This window comes from Streptomyces sp. CB02058, assembly GCF_001905505.1.
GTDB lineage: Bacteria > Actinomycetota > Actinomycetes > Streptomycetales > Streptomycetaceae > Streptomyces.
This window is the reverse complement of sequence record NZ_LIPG01000005.1, coordinates 1-22,428: the sequence shown is the minus strand read 5'-3', so window position 1 is coordinate 22,428 and position 22,428 is coordinate 1. Positions and strand designations below refer to the sequence as shown.

Genomic DNA, 22,428 nt, shown 5'->3' with positions numbered 1-22,428 from the left:
CGAACGGCTCTCAGTTCTGTGTCGTCTGCGGTGCGGGGAGTGCGCCCTCCCCGCTGCCGACGGCCCGGTTGAATTCGTTGTGCACCCGGTCGGTCTCGCTGAAGCGGCCGGAGGCCCAGTGGTAGGTGACGACGTCCTCGCCCGAGGGGTACGCCACCGAGTCCTTCGAGCCGTACACCTGGGTCGTCACCACCAGGTCGCCCCGGTCGATCGTCCCGTAGACCGCGGGCACCTCGGCGGCGAAGACGTTCGCGTACGAGCCGTCGGCGTCCCGCCGGTAGACATAGGTGCCGACCCCCACCGAATCACCGCAGGTCATCACGTTGACCACGACATCGGCCGAGGGGCCGCCCGTGAGCGTGCCGTACGAGGTGTCGACCGGGTACTCGTCGCCCGCGCAGGGCTTCAGACCGGCCTTGAGGGCTCGGTCCGCCTTCGGATCGGACTTCACGAGCGCCACGGCGTCCACCCGGGGGGCCGGTCGCGCGGTGCCGGTGGCCGCGGCGCTCGACGGCGTCGCCCGCACCACCTGCTGGGTCCCCGCGGGCCCCTCGTCGCGCGTGCCCGTGCCTCCCGTGGAACAGCCGGAGCAGAACAGCCCGAAGGCGGCGAGCCCGGCCAGTGCCGTGCTCCCCGCCGCCAGACCGGCCCCGAGTCTCCCGTGACCGGCCGCCGTGCCGCCCCCACCGCCTGTCAGGCCGCGCACCGCTCCCGCCCCCGCTCGTCATGACGCCCGTCCGGCTGTGCGGGTATCCGCGCCGGTGCCCCCTCGGCCGCACGGCTCCGGGCCGCACGGTCCTCCAGCTCCTGGCGCAGTCGTGCCAGGGCGCGGTGCAGCGTGCTCTTCACCGTACCGGCCGACATCCCGAGCGCCGCGGCCGTCTCCTCCGTGCTCATCTGCTCCCAGTGTCGCAGCACGACGACGCTGCGCTGCTTCGGAGCCAGCACGCCGAGGACGTCCATGAGCAGGGCGCGGTCGGCGCGCTGCTCGGCACCGTCGTCGACGCTCGCGTCGGGGAGCTGGTCGGTGGGGACCTCGTCGAGCTTGCGGGCCCGCCACCACTCCGTGCGCGTGTTGATCATGACGCGGCGCAGATAGGCGTCGGCGAGCGACTTGTCCTCGATGCCGTCCCAGCGGCCGAGGGTGCGGACCAGCGCGGTCTGCAGCAGGTCCTGCGCGTCCACGGGGTCGGGAACCAGCCGGCGTGCGCTGCGCAGCAGCGCGTCCTGCCTGGTACGCACGTACTCCTCGAATGCGAGCACCTCGCCCTGCGCCATCACAACCGCCTCCGCCCCCGTGGATCCCCGTCGTGCCGCTGCCGGCGGGTGGTCCCTTCGCCGACGTCCGATGACGTTACGGAGGCGTTGTCACGAGGCTGTGCGGAGCAGCCGTACGCGGACGCACGGCTGTCCATCGGTTGTGTAACAGCCGCTGGACAGCCGGTCCGTCGTGCGAGGTCAGGTCAGCGGCAGCCGGTACCGGCCGTTCGCCAGAGGCTCGACGAGTCCGTCGGCGACGAGCCCGTCCAGGGCGCGGGCCCGCTGCACGGGCTCCTCCCACACCGCGTCCAGCGCGGACTGCGGCACCGGGGTGACCGCGTCGCGCAGCACCGCCAGCAGCCGGCCCCGGACCTGCCGGTCCGTTCCGGCGTAGGCCTGGCCGCGGCGCGGCGGGCCTTGGTGGGCGGGCTTCCCCGCCAGCCGCCAGGCGCACTGTCCGGCGATCGGGCAGCGCGTGCAGTCCTCGTTCTTCGCGGTGCACACCAGTGCGCCGAGTTCCATCGTGGCCGCCGCCCAGCGGGCGGCCGTCCCGTCCTCCTCGGGGAGCAGCGCGCGGGCGAGCTTGCGCTCGGCCGCGGTCGTCGCGTTCGGCGGGTACTGGATGCCGGTCGCCGCCCGGGCGAACACCCTGCGGACGTTCGTGTCGAGCACGGCATGACGCTGCCCGTAGGCGAACGAGGCCACGGCCGCGGCCGTGTACTCCCCGATCCCGGGCAGTGCGAGCAACTGGCCGTGCTCGCTCGGCACATCGCCGCCGTGGCGTTCCGTTATCGCCTGCGCGGCCCCGTGCAGCCGGAGCGCACGGCGGGGGTAGCCGAGCCGGCCCCAGGCGCGGACGGCTTCGCCGGGTGCGTCGGCGGCCAGGTCCGCGGGGCGCGGCCAGCGGGCCATCCACTGCTCGTAGACCGGGAGGACCCGGTTCACCGGGGTCTGCTGCAGCATGAACTCGCTCACCATCACACCCCAGGCACCCGCTTCGGGGCGGCGCCAGGGCAGATCGCGGGCGTGCTGCTCGAACCACCCGATGACGGGGGTATGGAGGGAGGCGGGGGGCGTCTGTGTCGAAGTCGTGGCAGTCATCGCACCTACGATCCTGGCACGGAAGACGGGGACGTTGCGCACGCTACGGGGGTGTCGCCCCGGCTGAGGGCTCACGGGGTGATAACGCCACCCGTTCTGTCCCTTCGTACGGGGCGGACGAGTTCCGAGCCGGTGCAAAGCGGCTGTTAGCGCCCGGGAACGGCCCGGCCGTGATGATGATCCGGAAAACTTGTCGATCAGAGCGGGGGTTGGGGGCCGGAGTTGGCCTGGATCTCTCGTACAGTTCGGTCCGTGGGATCTATGCGCAATCCGGTCGGTCCGCTTCCCTCCAGCATCTACTGGCGTAGGAGAGCAGTAGCGGTGCTGGTGGTCGCGCTGCTCGCGGCGCTGGTCGCATGGGTACTCACCTCCGGCGGCGGCAACGGCGGCGGCGGACAGGACGACGGGAAGCCGGGGGACTCGGAACCCGCGCCGTCCATCACACCCGGACCGTCGAGCTCGGGCCCGGTCGTCGGCCAACCCCCGGGCGGGCGCGACGAGTCGGGGGACACCGGAACCGGTGGCACCGGAGGAACCGGCGGCACCTCGGGCTCCGGCGAGGCCGAGGGCTCGGACACCGCCGGGTCCGGCGGCTCCGGATCGACGGGTGCGGGCGCGGAGACGAGCGGCGGTACGAGCGGTGGGCAGCAGGTGCCGGCCGGCTCCTCCCTCCCCAACTGCACCCCGGGCGCACTCCAGTTGACCCTGAAGACGGATCTCCGCTTCGGCCCCGACGACAAGCCGCGCTTCCGGCTGACCGCCAGGAACACCTCGGCCGCCGACTGCAAGGCCGATCTGGGTCCGAAGAGCGCGGTGCTCACGATCACCGAAGCCGGTGAGGACGACGAGCAGCTGTGGTCCTCCGCGGACTGCCCGAAGGCCGGCTCCCTCTTCCTGAAGATCCCGGCGAACTCGGCCGTGGTCCACACCGTGGACTGGGACCGGAAGAAGAGCGCGCCCAAGTGCGCGACGCCCTCGGCGGGTACCGCGGGGCCGGGGACGTATCTGCTGGAGGCCGAGGTCCCGGGCGAGAGCGTTCAGCGCGCGTCGTTCGTCCTGGCCAAGGACTGACGCCGGCGGCTCCGTGCCGGGGGTCGCCCCGTGCGGTGGGCCGGGCGCCGGTGCCGGGGTCCGGCCTCGCAGCGGGCCGGGCGTCGTCCCGGCATGATCCGGGCCGGCCTCAGACGTACCGTTCGAGGATCGAGGACTCCGCCAGCCGCGAGAGGCCCTCCCGCACGCTCCGGGCCCGCGCCTCGCCGACGCCGTCCACCGCCTGGAGGTCGTCCACGCTGGCGGCGAGCAGCTTCTGCAGGCCGCCGAAGTGCTCCACCAGGCGCTCGATGATCGCCCCGGGCAGCCGAGGCACCTTCGCCAGCAGCCGGAAGCCACGGGGGGAGACGGCCGAGTCCAGAGTCTCGGGCGAGCCGCTGTAGCCCAGAGCCCGCGCCACCACCGGAAGTTCGAGCAGCTCGGTGTGGGTGAGCGTGTCCAGCTCGGACAGCGCCTCCGCGACCGTACGGGACCGCTTCGCGGTGGGCTCGGGGACGTAGTCGCGCACGACCAGCTCCCGCTCCGGCTCCACGCCCGCGATCAACTCGTCCAGCTGGAGTGCCAGAAGGCGGCCGTCGGTGCCCAGTTCCACCACGTACTCGGCGATCTCGGTGGCGATCCTGCGCACCATCTCCAGGCGCTGCGAGACCGCCGTCACGTCCCGCACGGTCACCAGGTCCTCGATCTCCAGCGCGGAGAGCGTCCCGGCGACCTCGTCCAGCCGGAGCTTGTACCGCTCCAGGGTGGCGAGCGCCTGATTGGCGCGGGACAGGATCGCGGAGGACTCCTCCAGGACCCGCCGCTCCCCGTCGACGTACAGCGCGATCAGCCGCATCGACTGGGAGACCGAGACCACGGGGAAGCCGCAGGCCTTGGAGACCCGGTCCGCCGTGCGGTGACGGGTGCCCGTCTCCTCGGTGGGGATGGAGGCGTCCGGGACCAGCTGGACGCCGGCCCGCAGGATCTTGGTCATGTCCTTGTCGAGGATCATCGCGCCGTCGAGCTTGCACAGCTCGCGCAGGCGGGTCGCGGTGAATTCGACGTCCAGCACGAAGCCGCCGGTACACATCGACTCGACGGTTCTGTCCATGCCGAGAACGATGAGCCCGCCGGTGTTGCCGCGGAGGATGCGCTCCAGTCCGTCGCGGAGGGCCGTTCCGGGCGCGACCGCGCTCAACGAGGCGCGCATGAGCGCCTCGTTACCCGTGCCTTGGCCGGACTTTCCGGGCGTTGCTGCCCGGTCGTTGGCTGCCACTGCACTCCTCCGGTCACAGGTTTGCGGTGCCCTTGCGTCCCTCATACCGTTCGTACGGGCGGGCGAGACCAGGGCAAAGTCTACCGGCGTGCGCCGTCCTCCTGTGGTCCGTCCTGACGAGACCGGCGGGGGAGGACTCTGAGAGCGTCACCCATGTCGGCGACTTCCGTGACCTTCATACCGGCGGGGACCTTCCCCGGGTCCCTCGGGACCAGGGCGTGCTTGAACCCCAGACGGTACGCCTCGGCCAGTCTGCGCTGGACCCCGGTCACCCTTCTGACCTCCCCGGCGAGACCCACCTCACCGATCGCGACCAGGTTCTTCGGGAGCGGTGTGTCGCTGGCCGCGCTGGCCAGGGCCAGGGCGATCGCGAGGTCCGCCGCGGGCTCGGTGAGCTTCACTCCGCCCACCGTCGCGCTGTAGATGTCCCGCTTGCCGAGCGCGCTGATCCTGCCCCGCTGCTCCAGGACGGCCAGCATCATCGAGACCCGGGAGGTCTCGAGGCCCGAGGTGGTGCGCCGGGGTGAAGGGATCTGCGAATCGACCGTCAGCGCCTGCACCTCGGCGACGAGGGGGCGCTTGCCCTCCAGGGTGACCGTCAGGCAGGTGCCCGGCACCGGCTCGTCACGGCGGGTGAGGAAGAGGCCCGAGGGGTCGGCGAGGCCGGTGATGCCCTCGTCGTGCAGCTCGAAGCAGCCGACCTCGTCCGTCGCGCCGTACCTGTTCTTGACGCCGCGCACGAGCCGGAGGCGGGCGTGCCGGTCACCCTCGAAGGAGAGCACCACGTCGACGAGGTGCTCCAGGAGGCGCGGCCCCGCGATCGCTCCGTCCTTGGTGACGTGGCCGACGAGGAGCGTGGCCATGCCGCGCTCCTTCGACGCCCTGATGAGCGCGCCCGCGACCTCGCGGACCTGCGCCATGCCGCCGGGCGCTCCGTCGATCTCCGGGGAGGCGACGGTCTGCACGGAGTCGAGGACGAGGAGGGACGGCTTCACCGCGTCCAGGTGTCCCAGGACCGCGGAGAGGTCCGTCTCCGCGGCCAGGTACAGATGGTCGTTGATCGCCCTGATCCGGTCGGCCCGCAGGCGCACCTGGCTCGCGGACTCCTCGGCGGTGACATACAGCGTGCGGTGGTCGTCGCTCGCCGCCTTGGCGGCCACGTCCAGCAGCAGCGTCGACTTGCCGACGCCCGGCTCGCCCGCGAGCAGCACGACGGCACCCGGCACCAGCCCGCCGCCGAGCACGCGGTCCAGCTCCCCGACCCCGGTCGAGCGCGCGGTGGCCTGCCGGCTGTCGACCTGGCCGATCGGCAGGGCGGCGGTGGAGACCCGGCCCGCGGCGGTCGTGCGCACCGCGGGGGCGCCGCCGAACTCCTCGACCGTCCCCCAGGCCTGGCACTCCGGGCAGCGGCCGAGCCATTTGGCCGTCGTCCAGCCGCATTCGGTGCAGCGGTAGGACGGCCGGTCCTTCGCGGTTTTCGTACGGGCAGCCATGGCGTCACCGTATAGGTGGGGTCCGACAGCGCCGTCCGTGGGCGGGGGAAGCGAACATGCGCCCGATGCGGTACTTCCGGAGGAATACGGGATTCCTGTCCTCTTTCGAGGGAGACCGTCACCCGTAAGGGGTAAATGTAGGAAAGTGCTGTCAGAGTCGGGGCTCCTTCTGCCTACGGTCGCCCCGTGACGAGCAGCAGGCTGGAGACCCCCACACACCCCACCGGCGCACACCGGGCGCACCGCCGCGCGGCCCGCCCGTCGGCGCAGCGAACGCCCGCACGTTACGAGCCGTACCTCGACGGCCTGTTCACCTACTGCCTCTCCGTGCTCTGCGACCACGAGGCCGCCACCGAGGCGCTCGGCTCGGTCCTCGCGATCGCGGAACGGCAGGACGGCCGGTGCCCCGCGGCCGAGGAGGAACGTAAATCCTGGCTGTACGCCCTGGCCAGGTGGACGTGCCTCCGGGCGCTCACCGAGCAGCGGCGCGGCCGTCAGGCGCACCGCAGGCAGACCGCCCCGGCGCACGGGAGCCGCGCCACCCCGGACACCGCCACCGTTCCCGGCGGCCCCACCGAGTCACCGGCGGCCGAAGCGCGCCGGCGCGAACTCGCGCAGCTGGCCTGGCCCGAGGCCGCGGGCACCACGCCCGAGCAGCGCGAGGCGCTGGAGCTCGCCGTGCGCCACAAGCTCACCCCGCGCGCCGTCGCCGCGGTCCTCGGTCTCGATCCCGCCGACGCACGGGAGCTGCTGGCCGGAGCGGCCTGCGAGGTGGAGCGCACGCGCGCCGCCCTCGCCGTCGTGGAGAAGGGTGACTGTCCGGCCGTCGCCCGGCTCACCGGCGCCCACCAGGTCCTGCTCTCCGCCGCGCTGCGCAGGGAGCTCGTCCGGCACGTCGACGACTGCCCGCGCTGCCGCCGCGCCGCCGAGCGGGCCGGCGCGACGGGGCCGTGGCCGGGGGCGGCGGTCACCCCGGCCGCCGCGCTGCCGGTCGTCGAGGCACCCCTGCCCTCCGTGCGCGTCGCACTGACCCACGCCAGGCGGTCCCGGTCCGGCGCGCCCCGCTTCGGCCGCACCGGTTTCCCGCTGGACCCCAAGGACCATGCCGCGCGCCGGGACAGGGTCCGCGCCAGGGTCGTGACGACGACGGTCGTGGCGACCGTCGTCGCCGCCCCGGTGATCGCCCTGTGGGCCGCCTACCGGGGCGCGCCGCTGACCGGCGAGGCCCGCGACACCTCGGTCAGCGCCGCGGACAGCGACGGGGAGTCCGGCCTCGACGGCGACGCGTACGACCACTACGAGAACGCGGGCAACGCCCGCCCCGACGCGAACGGCCGCTTCACGGAGGACCCCCGGACCCCCGACGTCTCGGCCGAGGTCATCAGCGTGGGAGCGGACGGGCGGGGCGCGGGCACCCTCGCGGTCTCGGCCCGCTCCTCCGGCAGCCGTACGGCGGTCACCCTCACCGCGACCGGCACCGAGGCCGTCGCCTGGTCCGCCCGCGCGGACGCCCCGTGGCTCCGCCTGAGCCGTACATCGGGCACGGTCGCCCCCGGGCGCAGCGTCACCTTCTACGTCTTCGTGAACAGCGCGGCACAACCGCGCGGCGCCTGGAGCGCCCGTGTGCTGCTCTCCCCCTCGGGGTCCGCGGTCGCGATCACGGGCCGCGGCGCCGCGACGACGCGCCCCGGGAGCCCGGGCCCGTCCCCGGACCCGTCGTCGGAGTCCCCGAGCCCCACACCGTCCACCCCGCCGCCGCCGACCACCGGTCCGACCCCGGACCCGCCGTCCTCGCCGGAGCCGACGCCCACGCCCACCCCGACGGAACAGCCGTCGGGGCAGCCGACGGACCCGCCCGCACCCTCACCGTCCGACGGTACGGGCGAGCCCGCCCCCTCCTCCGGCCCGACGAGCGGCCCGGGCTCCCCGTCCGAGCCGGCCGGATGACCGGAACGGCGGCCCGGGAGCCCGTCGGAACGTTCGTCCGCCGCGCCCCGGGCCGCCGTACGCGAAGCGGCGGCGGTCCCGTCTCAGGCGGGGTCCGCCGGATGCGGTGCCATCGGCAGCAGCGAGGCCAGCCGCTGCTCGCACAGCTCGGCCAGCCGGTCGTAGGCCTCCTTGCCCATCATCTCGGTGAGCTCGGGACGGTAGGACACGTAGACCGGCTCCCCGGCCCCGTGCGCCGAGGTCGCGGAGGTGCACCACCAGTGCAGGTCGTGCCCGCCCGGTCCCCAGCCCCGCCGGTCGTACTCCCCGATCGAGATCTGGAGCACCCGGGTGTCGTCGGGCCGGTCGATCCAGTCGTACGTGCGGCGGACCGGCAGCTGCCAGCAGACGTCCGGCTTGGTCTCCAGCGGCTCCTTGCCCTCCCGCAGGGCCAGGATGTGCAGGGAACAGCCCGCGCCGCCCTCGAAGCCGGGACGGTTCTGGAAGATGCAGGAGCCGTCCCAACGCCGTGTCTGGCGTTCGCCGTCCTCGTCGACGCCGACCCAGCCCGTCTCCGTACCGACGTCGTGGAACTGCCAGATCTCCGGTGTGAGCCGCGCCACGTGCCCGGCCACCCGCTTCTCGTCGTCCTTGTCGGAGAAGTGCGCGCCCAGCGTGCAGCACCCGTCGTCCGCGCGGCCCGCCTGGATGCCCTGGCAGCCGCTGCCGAAGATGCAGGACCACCGGGACGTCAGCCAGGTCAGATCGCAGCGGTAGACCTGCTCGTCGTCGGAGGGGTCGGGGAACTCGACCCAGGCCCGCGCGAAGTCGAGCCCCTTCTCGTCGGGCCCGTCCGGCCCCGTTGCTTCCGGCTGCTGCATCTCCTGCTTCGCATTCCGCTGCTTCTTCGTGGCTTTGTCCGGCTTCGCCTTTTTCGTCTTTGGCACGCGCCCAGAGTAAGCCGCAGTAGCGTTCCCGTATGAGACTCGGAGTCCTCGACGTGGGGTCGAACACGGTGCATCTGCTGGTGGTGGACGCCCACCCCGGCGCCCGCCCGCTGCCCGCACACTCGCACAAGGCGGAATTGCGGCTCGCCGAACTCCTCGACAGGGACGGCGCCATCGGCCCCGAGGGCGTGGACCGCCTCGTGGCGACGGTCACCGGCGCCCTGCAGGCGGCCGAGGACAAGGGCTGCGAGGACGTGCTGGCCTTCGCCACCTCGGCGGTGCGCGAGGCGAGCAACGCGGACGAGGTGCTGACCCGGGTGCGGGAGGAGACCGGCGTCGCCCTCGCCGTCCTCAGCGGCGAGGAGGAGGCCCGGCTGACCTTCCTGGCGGCCCGCCGCTGGTTCGGCTGGTCCGCGGGGAAGCTGCTGGTCCTGGACATCGGCGGCGGCTCGCTGGAGGTCGGGTACGGCATGGACGAGGAGCCCGACGCCGCCGTCTCGCTGCCGTTCGGCGCCGGACGCCTGACGGCCGGCTGGCTGCCGGGCGACCCGCCGGACCCGGCCGACGTACGGGCGCTGCGCCGCCATGTCCGCGCCGGTATCGCGCGTACGGTCGGCGAGTTCACCAGGCTGGGCCCGCCCGACCACGTCGTCGGGACCTCCAAGACGTTCCGCCAGCTCGCCAGGATCTCGGGCGCCGCCCGCTCGGCCGAGGGCCTGTACGTCCAGCGCGTCCTCACCCGCAAGTCCCTGGAGGAGTGGGTGCCGAAGCTGTCGGCGATGACCGTCGAGCAGCGCGGCGGCCTCCCCGGGGTCACCGAGGGGCGGGCCGCGCAGCTGCTCGCCGGGGCGCTGGTGGCGGAGGGGGCGATGGACCTGTTCGGGGTCGAGGAGCTGGAGATCTGCCCCTGGGCCCTGCGCGAGGGCGTCATCCTGCGTCGCCTCGACCACCTGCCGGCGCAGCAGGCCGTACTCGCCTGACCGGCGGGGGCGCCCCCCCCCGGCCCTCCGCCGGACGGAGGGGGCCGCCCCCGCGGATCGGGCCATGGTCCTTCTCACTTTCAGCCATGGTCCCTCGGTGAGGCGCACCGCTGCCCGTACCCTGTCCACGTGGCAGAACCAGTGGTGCGCATCCCGGATGCGAAGGTCGCCCTGTCGACGGCCTCGGTCTATCCGGAGTCGACGGCGACGGCCTTCGAGATCGCCGCGCGCCTGGGCTACGACGGTGTGGAGGTCATGGTCTGGACCGACCCCGTCAGCCAGGACATCGAGGCCCTCCAGCGGCTCTCGGACTACCACCAGGTGCCGATCCTCGCCGTGCACGCGCCCTGTCTGCTGATCACCCAGCGGGTGTGGTCCACCGACCCGTGGGTGAAGCTCCAGCGGGCCAGGGCCGCGGCGGAGAAGCTCGGGGCGTCCACGGTGGTCGTCCACCCCCCCTTCCGTTGGCAGCGCAACTACGCCCGGGACTTCGTCACCGGCATCTGGCGCATGGCCGACGAGACCGATGTGCGCTTCGCCGTCGAGAACATGTACCCGTGGCGCTACAAGGACCGCGAGATGCTGGCGTACGCCCCAGCCTGGGACGTCAGCAACGACGACTACCGGCACTTCACCGTGGACCTCTCGCACACCTCGACCGCGCGGACCGACAGCCTGGCCATGGTGGACCGGATGGGCGACCGGCTCGCCCACGTCCACCTCGCCGACGGCAAGGGGTCCGGCAAGGACGAGCACCTGGTGCCCGGCCGCGGCGACCAGCCGTGCGCGGAGCTGCTGGAGCGGCTGGCCCGCGGTTCGTTCGACGGCCATGTGGTCATCGAGGTCAACACCCGCCGCGCCATGTCGTCGGCCGAACGCGAGGCCGACCTCGCGGAAGCCCTCGCCTTCACCCGGCTCCATCTGGCCTCGTCGGCGCGGGCGCCCCGCCAGTGACTGCGGGCAGCGACGGCCCCGCCCCCCGGCGCAGGGGCCGCCCCTCCCGTACGGAGCGTGCCGCGGGCCCCGACACCAGGACCCGCATCCTCGAAGCGGCCCGCACGGAGTTCGCCGAGCGGGGCTACGACAAGGCGTCGGTCCGGGGCATCGCCAAGGCCGCGGAGGTCGACGCGGCCCTGGTCCACCACTACTTCGGCACGAAGGACGAGGTCTTCGCCGCCGCCGTCGAGCTCTCCTTCGAGCCGGCGCTCGTCATCCCCTCGATCCTGGAGGGCCCCGAGCAGGACCTGGGGGAGCGGCTGGCCCGCTTCTTCTTCGGCGTGTGGGAGAACCCGGTGTCCCGGGCGCCCCTGGTGGCGGTCCTCCGCTCCGCGCTCACCCACGATGCGGCGGCGAAGGTGCTGCGCGGCTTCGTGCTGCGGCGGCTGCTGGAGCGGGTCGCGGTGGACCTGGACGTCCCCGACCCGACCTTCCGCGCCGAACTGGCGGCCTCCCACATGATCGGTATCGCGCTCCTGCGGTACGTGGTCGGGGCGGAGCCGCTGGCCTCGGCGGACCCGGAGAAGATCATCGGGATGGTCGCGCCCACGCTCCAGCGTTATCTGACGGAATAGTCTCCGCCCGCCGAGCGTCACTACGGATCGGCGTACCGCCCACCCAGCGGTCGCCTCGTCCCGTTATCCGGACAGAGTGTCCAAATCGTGGAGTCGAGGCGTACGCTCGTAAGCAGTCTTTTCTGTCGAAGGAGCGAGAGACGATGCCCCAGCTGAGGTCCCGCACTGTCACACACGGCCGCAACATGGCGGGCGCGCGCGCCCTTATGCGTGCGTCCGGGGTAGCGAGCGAGGACATCGGCAAGCCGATCATCGCGGTGGCCAACTCCTTCACGGAGTTCGTGCCGGGCCACACCCACCTCGCCCCCGTCGGCCGGATCGTCTCCGAGGCCATCAAGGCGGCGGGCGCGGTGCCCCGCGAGTTCAACACCATCGCGGTGGACGACGGCATCGCCATGGGCCACGGCGGCATGCTCTACAGCCTGCCCTCCCGCGACCTCATCGCGGACAGCGTCGAGTACATGGTCGAGGCCCACTGCGCCGACGCCCTGATCTGCATCTCCAACTGCGACAAGATCACCCCCGGCATGCTGATGGCCGCGATGCGCCTCAACATCCCCGTGGTGTTCGTCTCCGGCGGGCCGATGGAGGCCGGCAAGACCACCCTCGTCGACGGTACGGTCCGCACCCTCGACCTCGTCGACGCGATCTCGGACGCGGTCAACGACAAGATCTCCGACGAGGACATCCTCCGTATCGAGGAGAACGCCTGCCCCACCTGCGGCAGCTGTTCGGGCATGTTCACCGCCAACTCGATGAACTGTCTCGCCGAGGCGATCGGCCTGGCCCTTCCCGGCAACGGCTCGGTCCTCGCCACCCACACCGCCCGCAAGGCGCTGTACGAGAACGCCGGCCGCACGATCGTCGAGATCACCAAGCGCCACTACGAGGAGGACGACCACTCCGTCCTGCCCCGCAGCATCGCCACCCGCGAGGCCTTCGAGAACGCCATGGCCCTCGACATCGCGATGGGCGGCTCCACCAACACGATCCTCCACCTGCTGGCCGCCGCCCAGGAGGCCGAGCTCGACTTCGGCCTCCCGGAGATGGACGAGATCTCCCGGCGCGTCCCCTGCCTCGCGAAGGTCGCCCCCAACGTGGCGCCCGGCGGGACGTACTACATGGAGGACGTCCACCGGGCCGGCGGCATCCCCGCCCTCCTCGGTGAGCTCCACCGCGGCGGTCTGCTCAACGAAGGCGTGCACGCGGTCCACTCCGGCAGCCTCGACGAGTGGCTGAAGAACTGGGACGTCCGTGGCGGCTCCCCGTCCCCCGAGGCCGTCGAGCTCTGGTACGCCGCCCCGGGCTGCGTCCGCAGCGCGACCGCCTTCTCGCAGTCCGAGCGCTGGGACACCCTGGACACGGACGCGGCCGGAGGCTGCATCCGCGACATGGAGCACGCCTACTCCAAGGACGGCGGCCTCGCCGTCCTCAAGGGCAACCTGGCCGTGGACGGCTGTGTCGTGAAGACGGCGGGCGTCGACGAGTCGATCTGGACCTTCGAGGGACCGGCCGTCGTCTGCGAGTCGCAGGAGGACGCCGTCGACAAGATCCTCCGCAAGGAGATCACGCACGGCGACGTCATCGTCATCCGCTACGAGGGCCCCAAGGGCGGCCCCGGCATGCAGGAGATGCTCTACCCGACGTCGTTCCTCAAGGGCCGCGGCCTCGGCAAGACCTGCGCACTCGTCACGGACGGCCGCTTCTCCGGCGGCACGTCGGGCCTCTCCATCGGACACGCCTCGCCCGAGGCGGCGTCCGGCGGCACCATCGCGCTCGTCGAGGACGGCGACCGGATCAGGATCGACATCCCGAACCGCTCCATCGAGCTCCTCGTCGACGACGCCGAGCTCGACACCCGCCGCGAGGCGCTGAACGGCGTGTACGCGCCGAAGAACCGCGACCGAAAGGTCTCCCAGGCGCTGCGGGCCTACGCGGCGATGGCGACCAGCGCGGACAAGGGCGCGGTCCGCGACGTCTCCAAGCTCGGCTGACCCGCTCCGCCCGGAGCGATCCCGTCCGGCCCCGTCCCTGGTCTCACCAGTGGGCGGGGTCGTCCGCGTCCACGGCGAAGACGGACCCGTCCGGGGCGGTGCCGACGACGCTGCGGCCGAGCACCACCGGGGCGGGCAGCGACGAGGCGGCGCCGAGCTTCCCCGCCCTCAGCCTGGGCCGCGTCTGGCCGAGCAGCGTCCCGTGCTCCGTGTCGACGGCGAGCAGCCGCCCGTCCGCCGCCGAGAAGTACAGCCGGCCGCCCGCTCCCAGTACCGGCGCCGACGTCGTGCTGACGGCCGTCTCCAGCCGCCACCGCTCGGCCGGGCCCGTGCCCGGACGGACGTCGACGGCCAGCAGCGTCCCGCCGCGTTCCAGCAGCAGGGCGGTGTCGCCGTCCATCACGAGCTCCGGGCCGTTCATCCGGAAGGGCAGCGGCACCCGGGCCGTCCCGCGCCGCGCCGGGTCGTAACGGACGAGCCCGGTCGTCTGGGCCTTCTCGTTCATGACCGTCAGCAGGAGTACGCCGTCCGACGCCCCGGCCGGGGTGAGCATGCCGTCCAGCCTGCGCTGCCAGACCGTGTCTCCGGTCCCCGCCTCGATCGCCGTGACGAGGGTGGTGGTGCCCTGCGCGGAGTTCTCGAAGACGTACGCGGTCCCGGTCCCGTCCTCGTACAGCGCGTAGGCCGGTGCCCGGTGCCCCGGGACGGCGTGCCGCCAGCGCGACGCGCCGGTACCCGCGTCGAGCGCCTGGAGCGTGCCGTCCTGGCGGGACATCAGCAGGACGTCCCCGGCGGGGAAGGGCGCGTCGAGGTACTCGGAGAGATCCGTGTGCCAGAGCTCGGTGCCCGTATCGGGGGCGTACGCCCGGAGCACTCCGCCCGACGCGACGGCGTACGCCTCCTCGGACACCGTGCTCCCGGGCCGCGTGACCCCGGACGCCGGGCCGGAGCCCTTCGACGACGTGTCCCTGTGCGACCAGATCACCCGGCCGTCCGACGGATCGAGCCGCGCGGTGCCGTACCCCGCGGAGATGCAGTGGAGCGCGGAGCCTGCCGGGGCGCACGCCGGTGTGGAGCCTCCCTCGGCCCCCAGCGGTGTCCGCCAGGGCGCGAACGCCGCGGGACGCTTGGCCTCCCCGCCGCGCGCCTCCTCCTCCGGCGCCCCGGAACCGCCCCACGCGCCGGCGGCCCAGATCCCTCCGGCCACCAGCGCGGACACCGCGGCGACGGCAGCGATCCGCAGCCGGGTGCGCCTGCCCTTCCCCGCCCCGCCCGGCCGCCCGTCCCCGGCCCGCACATGCGTGGTCTCCTCGGGGGCGTCCGCCGACTCCACGGGGAGCGGCTTGCGCTGTACGGGGATGAAGGCGGCGGCCTCGTAGGACGGCGGGTGCAGCGCCTTCATGATCTCGTCGGGAGTGGGGCGCTCGGCGGGGTCCTTCGCCAGGCAGCGCCCGACGAGCGGCGCGAGGTCCGCGGGCACTCCGGCGAGATCGGCCTCGTCGTGCACCACCTGGTAGGCGACGATGTAGGGGCTGTCCGAGTCGAAGGGCCCCCGGCCCGTCGCCGCGTGGATCAGCACCGCTCCGAGCGCGAACACGTCCGCGGCGGGCCCGACCTCGCGGGGCCGCTGGAACTGCTCGGGCGCCATGTAGGGCGGCGAACCGATCAGCTTGCCCGTCTCCGTGCGCAGATCACTGTCGTACGGCCGGGAGATCCCGAAGTCGATGACCTTGGGCCCGGAGTCGGGCAGCAGCACGTTGCTCGGCTTGAGATCCCGGTGGATGACCCCGGCCCGGTGGATGTCGCGCAGGGCCTCGGCGAGTCCCGCGGTGAGCCTGCGCAGCTCGGCCGGGCTCATCGGCCCGTTCCGCTTGACCTGCTCGGAGAGCGTCGGGCCGGGCACGTACAGTGTGGCCATCCAGGGCAGCGCGGCCGTCGGATCGGCGTCCACGACCGGTGCGGTGAACGCCCCGCTGACCCGCCGGGCCGCCTCGACCTCCTGCCGGAACCGCGCCCTGAACTCCGGGTCCGCCGCGTGCTGGCGGTGCACGACCTTCACCGCGAGCTGCAGACCGGAGGGGGAGCGCGCCAGGTGCACGACACCCATGCCACCCGCTCCGAGACATGCCTCGAGACGGTACTGCCCGGCGTACTCAGGATGCTCCGCTTCCGGATGTGATCCGGCCCCTCGCAGCGGCGGCATCGCCCACCCCCGTGTGTTCGTGCGCATGCGCGACGCACGGAGCCTAGTCGATGGTGCGTGCGATGAGAGGGGGGCTTGTTAGCCTGCGCGTCACACGCATCGCTTTCAACGGGGGAGGCCCTCATGGGTGTTGAAGAGAACGCTGCCGGCACGGCGACGACGGACACGGACGCGGTCGCCGCGGCCGGGGAGGTGACGGCGCTCGCCGCGAGCACCGTCGTCTACCCGATCGCGCCCGGCTACCGCGTCAACGTCCGCCGGGGACCGGGCACGCAGTACGGGATCGTCCGGACCCTGCCGTACGGGATGAGCGTCCCGGTCTACTGCCAGAGCCGGGGGGAGTGGGTCTCCGGGCCGTACGGCACGTCGAACCTCTGGGACAACATCGCCAACGGGCAGTTCGTCTCCGACGCCTACGTCAAGACGGGCAGTGACGGCTTCATCGCTCCGCGCTGCGACTGACGGCGCCTGCGCTCGCCCTGGGACAATCGATCCCGTGAGCGAGAACAGCGAAGCATCCGGCACACCTTCCAGCGGCACGGCACCCGGTGGCTCCGCACCGGGGCCGCAGCCCGAACCCCTCCGATTCTTCGGCACGACCTGGGTCGGCCACGACGGCGGATACGGGCTGCGGCGCGTCGCGGTCACCGTGGGTTCACTCGTGGCCGCCGTCGTCTCCTGCTTCGTCCTGCGCTTCGCCTACCAGGGGCTGGAGATCGCCGAGGTCGGCAGCTTCGTCGGCATGCTCGTGGTGCTGATGTTCGCGGTCTGCAGCGCCATCGCCTTCCGCAAGACCTGGGAGGGCTTCACCCGGCGTCCCGTCGACCCCGCAGGCGACGACCGGCTGCGCGGCCTGAAGTCGATCGGCTTCATCGGCTCGCTCCTCGCCTACTTCCTGCGCTCCTTCGCGGAGGCACCCGGCGAGAAGCTCCGGCGTACGGAGTACGAGACGGCGCTCGCCCAGTACGCGAAGCGCCGCTCGTCCCGCACCGGGAACCCGGCCGCCCGCAAGGGAGCCAAGGGCAAGCGCCCCGGACGCCGGTAACACCCCGGGGCCCGCTCCGGCGGAACTGCCCCGCCTTCGACGCGGCCCCCACCCGGCGGAACTGCCGCGTTTCCCGCTCGCACGGGCCGATTTGGATGCAGCATGAACCCATGTCTGCCACCACACCCCGCGCCCTGTCGTTCGACAGCGCCGCAGCCCAGTACGCCGCGAACCGCCCCGGCTATCCGCCCGCGCTCCTGGACGCCGTCGAGGAGCTGTCCGGCCGCCCCCTGCGCGGCGCCCGTGTCGCGGACGTCGGCGCGGGGACGGGCATCGCCACCCGGCTGCTGCACGAGCGCGGCGCCCTCGTCACCGCCGTCGAGCCGGGCCCCGGCATGGCGGCGGAGCTGCACGGGGCGCTGCCCTCCCTCCCCGTGGTCCGGGGCGACGGCAACCTCCTTCCCCTGGCCACCGCGTCGGCCGACCTGATCACCTACGCCCAGTCCTGGCACTGGACCGACCCGGACCGCGCGCTCCCCGAGGCACTCCGCGTCCTGCGCCCCGGCGGAGCGCTGGCGCTCTGGTGGAACGTCTCCGACGAGTCCGTCCCCTGGATCGCCGAGCAGGACGCCCGGCTGCGCCGCCATCTCGGCGCGGGGGAGAGCGTCCACGGCACCGGCTCGCGGAACCTCGCCGCGCTGCGGGGTGGTGATTTCGCCCGGCGGCCGGTGCCCTGGTCGCGGACCGTCCCGGCCGGCACGCACCTCGCGAACCTCGCCACCCACTCCGCCTTCCTCGTGCGCGGGGGTGCCGACGGCGAGCCCACCCGCCGGTTCCTGGACGAGGAGCGCGGACACCTGGCCGCCGTGTTCCCGGACGGCATGGTCGAGGAGCGCTACGTGGTCGAACTCGCCGTGCTCGTCCGCTGACGCACCCCGCACTCCTTGACGTGATCCCTCGGCGGCATCCATATTCATCGCATGATGAATTTCTCGCGCACCACGGACGCGAGCGCCGTCGAGGCCCGCGCCCTCACCGTCGTACGAGGCGACCGCACGGTCCTGCGCGACCTCGGCTTCACCGTCGAGCCGGGCAGGATCACCGGACTCCTCGGCCCGTCCGGCTGCGGGAAGTCCACGCTCATGCGCGCCGTCGTCGGCAGCCAGGCCCAGGTCACGGGCACGCTGAACGTCCTCGGCCGCCCCGCCGGACACCCCGCCCTGCGGAGCCGCGTCGGTTACGTCACCCAGGCACCCTCGGTGTACACCGACCTGACCGTCCGGCAGAACCTGGAGTACTTCGCGTCCGTGCTCCTGCCGGGCCGCGGGCACCGCGCCGCACGCGAGGAAGCCGTCACCCGCGCCATCCGCGACGTCGACCTCACCAGCCACGCCGACGCCCTCGCCGGGAACCTCTCCGGCGGACAGCGCAGCCGTGTCTCGCTCGCGGTCGCCCTGCTCGGCACCCCCGAGCTCCTGGTCCTCGACGAGCCGACCGTCGGACTCGACCCCGTACTCCGCCGCGACCTGTGGAAGCTCTTCCACGCACTCGCCGCCGACCGGGGCACCACCATCCTCGTCTCCTCGCACGTCATGGACGAGGCCGAACGCTGCCACCGGCTGCTGCTCATGCGCGAGGGCGAGATCCTCGCCGACGACACCCCCGACGCCCTCCGCACCCGGACGGGCTCCGCCACCGTCGAAGAGGCCTTCCTCCACCTCGTGGACCAGGCCGCGGCCACCCGCCAGGAGACGACCCGATGAGCACCGACGCCCCCGCACTCAGCCCGGCGCGCACCCTCGCCACCGCCGCCCGCGTCCTGCGCCAGCTCCGCCACGACCCCCGCACCATCGCGCTGCTGCTGATCCTTCCCCTCCTGCTGATCACGCTGCTGCGCTACGTCTTCGACGCCGGACCCGGGACCTTCGACTCCATCGGCGCCTCCCTGCTCGGCATCTTCCCGCTGATCACGATGTTCCTGGTGACCTCGATCGCCACCCTCCGCGAACGCACTTCGGGCACCCTCGAACGCCTGCTCGCCATGCCCCTGGGCAAGGGCGACCTCATCGCCGGATACGCCCTGGCCTTCGGCGCCATCGCGGTCGCCCAGTCCCTCCTGGCCACCGCCGTCTCCGTCTGGGCGCTGGGCCTGGACGTCGTCGGCTCCCCCTGGCTGCTGCTCCTGGTCGCACTCCTCGACGCGATCCTCGGCACGGCGCTCGGCCTGTTCGTCTCGGCCTTCGCCACCTCCGAGTTCCAGGCGGTCCAGTTCATGCCGGCCGTGATCTTCCCGCAGCTGCTCCTGTGCGGACTGTTCACCCCGCGCGACCAGATGCACCCCGTCCTGGAGACCGTCTCCGACGTCCTGCCGATGTCGTACGCCGTCGACGGGATGAACCAGGTCCTCACCCACACCGACATCACCGCCGACTTCTACCGCGACATCGTGATCGTCGCGGGCTGCGCCCTGCTCGTCCTCTGCCTGGGAGCAGCCACCCTCCGACGCCGCACCACCTGAGGGCGCGGTGCGAGGATGGCGGCCACGACACGTACCGAGTACCGCGTACCGCCACCCGGAGGATGAACCGCATGACCCAGACAGTCGCAGTCCTCGGCACCGGAAAGATCGGCGAGGCCCTGCTCAGCGGCATGATCCGGGCCGGCTGGCGAGCCCCCGACCTGCTGGTCACCACCCGGCGGCCCGAGCGGGCCGAGGAACTCCGCACCCGTTACGGCGTCCAGACGGTCACCAACGCCGAGGCCGCCAAGAACGCCGACATCCTCATCCTCGCGGTCAAGCCCCAGGACATGGGCACGCTCCTCGACGAACTCGCCCCGCACATCGCCGCGGACCGCCTCGTCATCAGCGCCGCCGCCGGCATCACGACCGGCTTCATCGAGGACAGGCTCGCCGAGGGCATCCCGGTCGTCCGCGTCATGCCGAACACCCCCGTCCTGGTGGACGAGGGCATGTCCGTCATCTCGGCCGGCGGCCACGCCACCCCCGAGCACCTCGACCACGCCGAGGCGATCTTCGGAGGCGTCGGCAAGACCGCCCGCGTCCCCGAGTCCCAGCAGGACGCGGCCACCGCCCTGTCCGGCTCGGGACCCGCGTACTTCTACTTCCTCGTCGAGGCCATGACCGACGCGGGCATCCTGCTCGGCCTGCCCCGCGCCCAGGCCCACGACCTGATCGTCCAGGCCGCCATCGGAGCCGCCGTCATGCTCCGGGACAGCGGCGAGCACCCGGTCAAGCTCCGCGAGGCCGTCACCAGCCCGGCCGGCACCACCATCAGCGCCATCCGGGAACTGGAGAACCACGGCGTACGCGCGGCCCTCATCGCCGCGCTCGAAGCGGCCCGCGACCGCAGCCGCGAGCTCGCCACCGGCAACGGCTGACCGGCTACTTCGCCGCGGCCACCAGCTCCTCGGTGCGCACCACGCTCGCGAAGCCACCGCCGTGCAGGGTCACGGCGGTGGCCCGCGCCACCTCGTCGGCGCTCAGCTTCCAGCCCCAGGGCCCCACCGCGTCGAAGGTGTACGTCGCGTCGAACGCGAAGAAGACCTCGTAACCGAGATTGCCGCCCATGCGCGCCGTCGTCTCCGCGCACATGTTGGTCTGGATCCCCGCCACCACGATCTGCCGCACCCCGGCCCCCCGCAGCCAGGCGTCCAGATCGGGTGCGCCGTAGAAGGCGGAGTTCACCGACTTCGTCAGGAACAGCCCGGGCCCCGCGCCCTTTCCGCGCCGCTCCTCGACGTACTCCTTGAAGGCGTTCCCCGGATACCCCGCCCGCAGCGGCGAATCCGGCTCGGGCGAGTCGTGCCGTACGAACACGACGGGCCGGCCGCTCGCCTGCCAGACATCGATCAGCTCCGCGATGTTCCGGTCGGCCTCCGGGTTGTTACGCGGCCCCCAGTGCGCCTCCTCCTCGAATCCCTGCTGCACGTCGACGACAACCAGCGCTGCGTTCTCCCTGATCTCCATGTCCGCCACTCTCCTCGTCGCGCGGGCCTGCTCCCAGAGGCGTGAAAGTCATCGATCGATGCTTTACTGCCACTATGACCGCGTCACCCGGCAGCACCGCCCGCATCGCCCTGGTCGCGTTCCCCGGGGTCCGCGCGTTCGACGTCTCCGTCATCACGGAGGTCTGGGGGGTCGACCGCACCGACCGGGGCGTACCCGCCTTCGACCTGCGCCGCGCGGCCGTCGGCCCGGAGGCCGTACCGCTCCGCGGAGGCCTGTCCCTGGCGCCCGACCGCACCCTGGCCTGGCTCGACCGCGCGGACCTCGTCGTGGTCCCGGGGCTGGACGACCACGTGACACCCGCGCCCGCCCCCGTGCTCGACGCCCTGCGCCGCGCCCACGGCAGGGGCACGCCCATCGCCGCGCTCTGCGGCGGCGCCTTCACCCTCGCCCAGGCCGGACTGCTGGACGGCCGAAGGGCCGTCACCCACTGGAACCTCACCGAGCTGCTCACGGCACGGCATCCACGGGTGAGCGTGGTGCGGGACGCCCTCTTCGTGCAGGAGGACAACATCTGGACCTCGGCAGGCACCGCGGCGGGCATCGACCTCTGCCTGCACCTCGTACGAACGACCCATGGAGCGGAGGCTGCTGCGACGATCGCGCGTTCGATGGTGACGGCACCGTTCCGTACCGGCACCCAGGCACAGTTCATCGAGCACCCCACGCCCCGGGCCGACCGGGACGCGGACGCGCTCGCCGAGATCCGGGCCCACGCGCTGGCCCATCTGGCGGAGCCCCACACGGTGGCCGGTCTCGCCGCCCGGGCCGGCATGTCATCCCGTACCTTCGCCCGGCACTTCCAGGCGACCACGGGTACGACGCCGATGCGCTGGCTGATCGCGCAACGCATCGCCGCAGCCCAGAAGCTTCTGGAGAGAACCGACCTGGCCCTCCCGGAGGTGGCCCGCCGCGCGGGGTTCGGCAGCGAGGTCACCATGCGCCAGCACTTCGCGACCCACCTGGCCACCAGCCCGCGCGACTACAGGCTGGCCTTCCATGACGGAGGCGGAAGGGGCGGGAGTTGACACGCCCTCCCCCGATCCGTAGTGTGCTCCGAGTTGTCCGACGTGAGCGCCGACTCCGGTCGGTCCCCGGGCAGCGATTCCGCAGTGACCACTCGAAACGAGCGACGTCTGTCGTGCGTTTTTATGTGTGCACGTGCGAAATGAGGAATGAGCGTTCGAAGGTGACCCGATTAGCGTCGGGGCCGGGGATTCCGCTAAAGTCTCACTCGTCGGAACGGCCCAACGGCCGGGAAGACAAGCCCCACTGACTGGGAATCAGGCCCGAAAGGATCTGATAGAGTCGGACTCGCCGGAAAGGGAAACGCGAAAGCGAAGAACTGGAAAGCGAAACAAGCAGTAACCCGCTTCGGCCGGGAATCGGACACGAAAGAGTCTGATAGAGTCGGAAACGCAAGAACGAAGGGAAGCGCCCGGAGGGCCCCGGTGAAACGGGACCGAAGGAAGCGTCCGTTCCTTGAGAACTCAACAGCGTGCCAAAAGTCAACGCCAGATATGTTGATACCCCGGCCTGCATCGCAGGTTGGTGGTTCCTTTGAAAAGTCCTGCTGGTCCTTCGGGTCCGGTGGGCAACAACAGCGAGGACGCTGTGAACGACCGGTCATATTCCG

21 protein-coding genes are annotated in these 22,428 nt (G+C 72.5%); 13 read left to right on the top strand and 8 right to left on the bottom strand.

Features of this window, described 5'->3' with window-relative positions; translation table 11 throughout:
• Positions 1-10: 10 nt before the first annotated feature.
• The 3 genes from AMK10_RS25030 to AMK10_RS25020 all read right to left on the bottom strand — a co-directional run bounded on the left by AMK10_RS25030 (position 11) and on the right by AMK10_RS25020 (position 2,361).
• On the bottom strand, positions 11-706 hold the full coding sequence (locus AMK10_RS25030; RefSeq protein ID WP_382567856.1) for a hypothetical protein: 696 nt from the start codon (positions 704-706) through the stop codon (positions 11-13).
• Complete coding sequence (locus tag AMK10_RS25025; protein WP_073750220.1) at positions 694-1,278, bottom strand: SigE family RNA polymerase sigma factor; 585 nt, start codon at positions 1,276-1,278, stop codon at positions 694-696. Before AMK10_RS25025 ends, AMK10_RS25030 begins: the two co-directional genes overlap by 13 nt.
• 180 nt (positions 1,279-1,458) lie before the next feature.
• Positions 1,459-2,361, bottom strand: a complete 903-nt coding sequence (locus tag AMK10_RS25020) for an A/G-specific adenine glycosylase (RefSeq protein ID WP_073750219.1) — start codon at positions 2,359-2,361, stop codon at positions 1,459-1,461.
• A 261-nt stretch (positions 2,362-2,622) separates the two neighbouring features.
• On the opposite strand from AMK10_RS25020, the gene AMK10_RS25015 reads away from it, so the two are divergent.
• Positions 2,623-3,432, top strand: coding sequence for a hypothetical protein (locus tag AMK10_RS25015; RefSeq protein ID WP_198959802.1), 810 nt, complete (start codon positions 2,623-2,625; stop codon positions 3,430-3,432).
• Between the two features lie 109 nt (positions 3,433-3,541).
• Here the strand turns inward: AMK10_RS25015 and disA are convergent, their stop codons facing one another.
• Complete coding sequence (disA, locus tag AMK10_RS25010) at positions 3,542-4,666, bottom strand: DNA integrity scanning diadenylate cyclase DisA (RefSeq protein ID WP_073750217.1); 1,125 nt, start codon at positions 4,664-4,666, stop codon at positions 3,542-3,544.
• An 80-nt stretch (positions 4,667-4,746) separates the two neighbouring features.
• Positions 4,747-6,159 (bottom strand): DNA repair protein RadA, encoded by a 1,413-nt coding sequence (gene radA / locus AMK10_RS25005; RefSeq protein WP_073750216.1) that lies wholly within the window; start codon positions 6,157-6,159, stop codon positions 4,747-4,749.
• Between the two features lie 186 nt (positions 6,160-6,345).
• On the opposite strand from radA, the gene AMK10_RS25000 reads away from it, so the two are divergent.
• Positions 6,346-8,106: a BACON domain-containing protein gene (locus AMK10_RS25000; protein ID WP_073750215.1), complete on the top strand. Its 1,761-nt coding sequence runs from the start codon at positions 6,346-6,348 to the stop codon at positions 8,104-8,106.
• An 83-nt stretch (positions 8,107-8,189) separates the two neighbouring features.
• Here the strand turns inward: AMK10_RS25000 and AMK10_RS24995 are convergent, their stop codons facing one another.
• A complete protein-coding gene (locus tag AMK10_RS24995) occupies positions 8,190-9,032 on the bottom strand; it encodes a hypothetical protein (protein ID WP_073750214.1) in 843 nt (280 codons plus the stop codon).
• A gap of 32 nt (positions 9,033-9,064) precedes the next feature.
• On the opposite strand from AMK10_RS24995, the gene AMK10_RS24990 reads away from it, so the two are divergent.
• The 4 genes from AMK10_RS24990 (at position 9,065) to ilvD (ending at position 13,577) form a co-directional block, all read left to right on the top strand.
• The gene (locus AMK10_RS24990) at positions 9,065-10,012 is read left to right on the top strand and encodes a Ppx/GppA phosphatase family protein (RefSeq protein WP_073750213.1); all 948 of its coding nucleotides are present in this window, start codon (positions 9,065-9,067) and stop codon (positions 10,010-10,012) included.
• Positions 10,013-10,141: 129 nt separating this feature from the next.
• Positions 10,142-10,966 (top strand): sugar phosphate isomerase/epimerase family protein, encoded by an 825-nt coding sequence (locus AMK10_RS24985; RefSeq protein WP_073750212.1) that lies wholly within the window; start codon positions 10,142-10,144, stop codon positions 10,964-10,966.
• Positions 10,963-11,583 carry a TetR/AcrR family transcriptional regulator gene (locus tag AMK10_RS24980; RefSeq protein ID WP_073750211.1) on the top strand — a complete coding sequence of 207 codons (621 nt, stop codon included), beginning with the start codon at positions 10,963-10,965 and terminating at the stop codon, positions 11,581-11,583. The genes AMK10_RS24985 and AMK10_RS24980 overlap by 4 nt, the downstream gene beginning before the upstream one ends.
• A gap of 143 nt (positions 11,584-11,726) precedes the next feature.
• Positions 11,727-13,577: a dihydroxy-acid dehydratase gene (gene ilvD / locus AMK10_RS24975; protein ID WP_073750210.1), complete on the top strand. Its 1,851-nt coding sequence runs from the start codon at positions 11,727-11,729 to the stop codon at positions 13,575-13,577.
• A 43-nt stretch (positions 13,578-13,620) separates the two neighbouring features.
• Here the strand turns inward: ilvD and AMK10_RS24970 are convergent, their stop codons facing one another.
• Complete coding sequence (locus AMK10_RS24970) at positions 13,621-15,780, bottom strand: protein kinase domain-containing protein (RefSeq protein ID WP_073750209.1); 2,160 nt, start codon at positions 15,778-15,780, stop codon at positions 13,621-13,623.
• Positions 15,781-15,903: 123 nt separating this feature from the next.
• Between AMK10_RS24970 and AMK10_RS24965 the strand changes: the two genes are divergently transcribed.
• The 6 genes from AMK10_RS24965 to proC all read left to right on the top strand — a co-directional run bounded on the left by AMK10_RS24965 (position 15,904) and on the right by proC (position 20,164).
• The gene (locus AMK10_RS24965) at positions 15,904-16,242 is read left to right on the top strand and encodes an SH3 domain-containing protein (protein ID WP_073750208.1); all 339 of its coding nucleotides are present in this window, start codon (positions 15,904-15,906) and stop codon (positions 16,240-16,242) included.
• 34 nt (positions 16,243-16,276) lie between these two features.
• A complete protein-coding gene (locus tag AMK10_RS24960; RefSeq protein ID WP_073750207.1) occupies positions 16,277-16,825 on the top strand; it encodes a hypothetical protein in 549 nt (182 codons plus the stop codon).
• Positions 16,826-16,935: 110 nt separating this feature from the next.
• Positions 16,936-17,694 carry a class I SAM-dependent methyltransferase gene (locus AMK10_RS24955; RefSeq protein ID WP_073750206.1) on the top strand — a complete coding sequence of 253 codons (759 nt, stop codon included), beginning with the start codon at positions 16,936-16,938 and terminating at the stop codon, positions 17,692-17,694.
• A gap of 51 nt (positions 17,695-17,745) precedes the next feature.
• The gene (locus AMK10_RS24950; RefSeq protein WP_073750205.1) at positions 17,746-18,528 is read left to right on the top strand and encodes an ABC transporter ATP-binding protein; all 783 of its coding nucleotides are present in this window, start codon (positions 17,746-17,748) and stop codon (positions 18,526-18,528) included.
• The gene (locus AMK10_RS24945; RefSeq protein WP_073750204.1) at positions 18,525-19,283 is read left to right on the top strand and encodes an ABC transporter permease; all 759 of its coding nucleotides are present in this window, start codon (positions 18,525-18,527) and stop codon (positions 19,281-19,283) included. The genes AMK10_RS24950 and AMK10_RS24945 overlap by 4 nt, the downstream gene beginning before the upstream one ends.
• Positions 19,284-19,354: 71 nt before the next feature.
• Complete coding sequence (gene proC / locus AMK10_RS24940; RefSeq protein ID WP_073750203.1) at positions 19,355-20,164, top strand: pyrroline-5-carboxylate reductase; 810 nt, start codon at positions 19,355-19,357, stop codon at positions 20,162-20,164.
• Positions 20,165-20,168: 4 nt separating this feature from the next.
• On the opposite strand, the gene AMK10_RS24935 is transcribed toward proC, so the two are convergent.
• Complete coding sequence (locus tag AMK10_RS24935) at positions 20,169-20,753, bottom strand: cysteine hydrolase family protein (RefSeq protein ID WP_073750202.1); 585 nt, start codon at positions 20,751-20,753, stop codon at positions 20,169-20,171.
• Positions 20,754-20,827: 74 nt separating this feature from the next.
• Here AMK10_RS24935 and AMK10_RS24930 point away from each other — a divergent pair, with 74 nt between their 5' ends.
• The gene (locus tag AMK10_RS24930) at positions 20,828-21,820 is read left to right on the top strand and encodes a GlxA family transcriptional regulator (RefSeq protein ID WP_073750201.1); all 993 of its coding nucleotides are present in this window, start codon (positions 20,828-20,830) and stop codon (positions 21,818-21,820) included.
• The last annotated feature ends 608 nt before the right edge of the window (positions 21,821-22,428 follow it).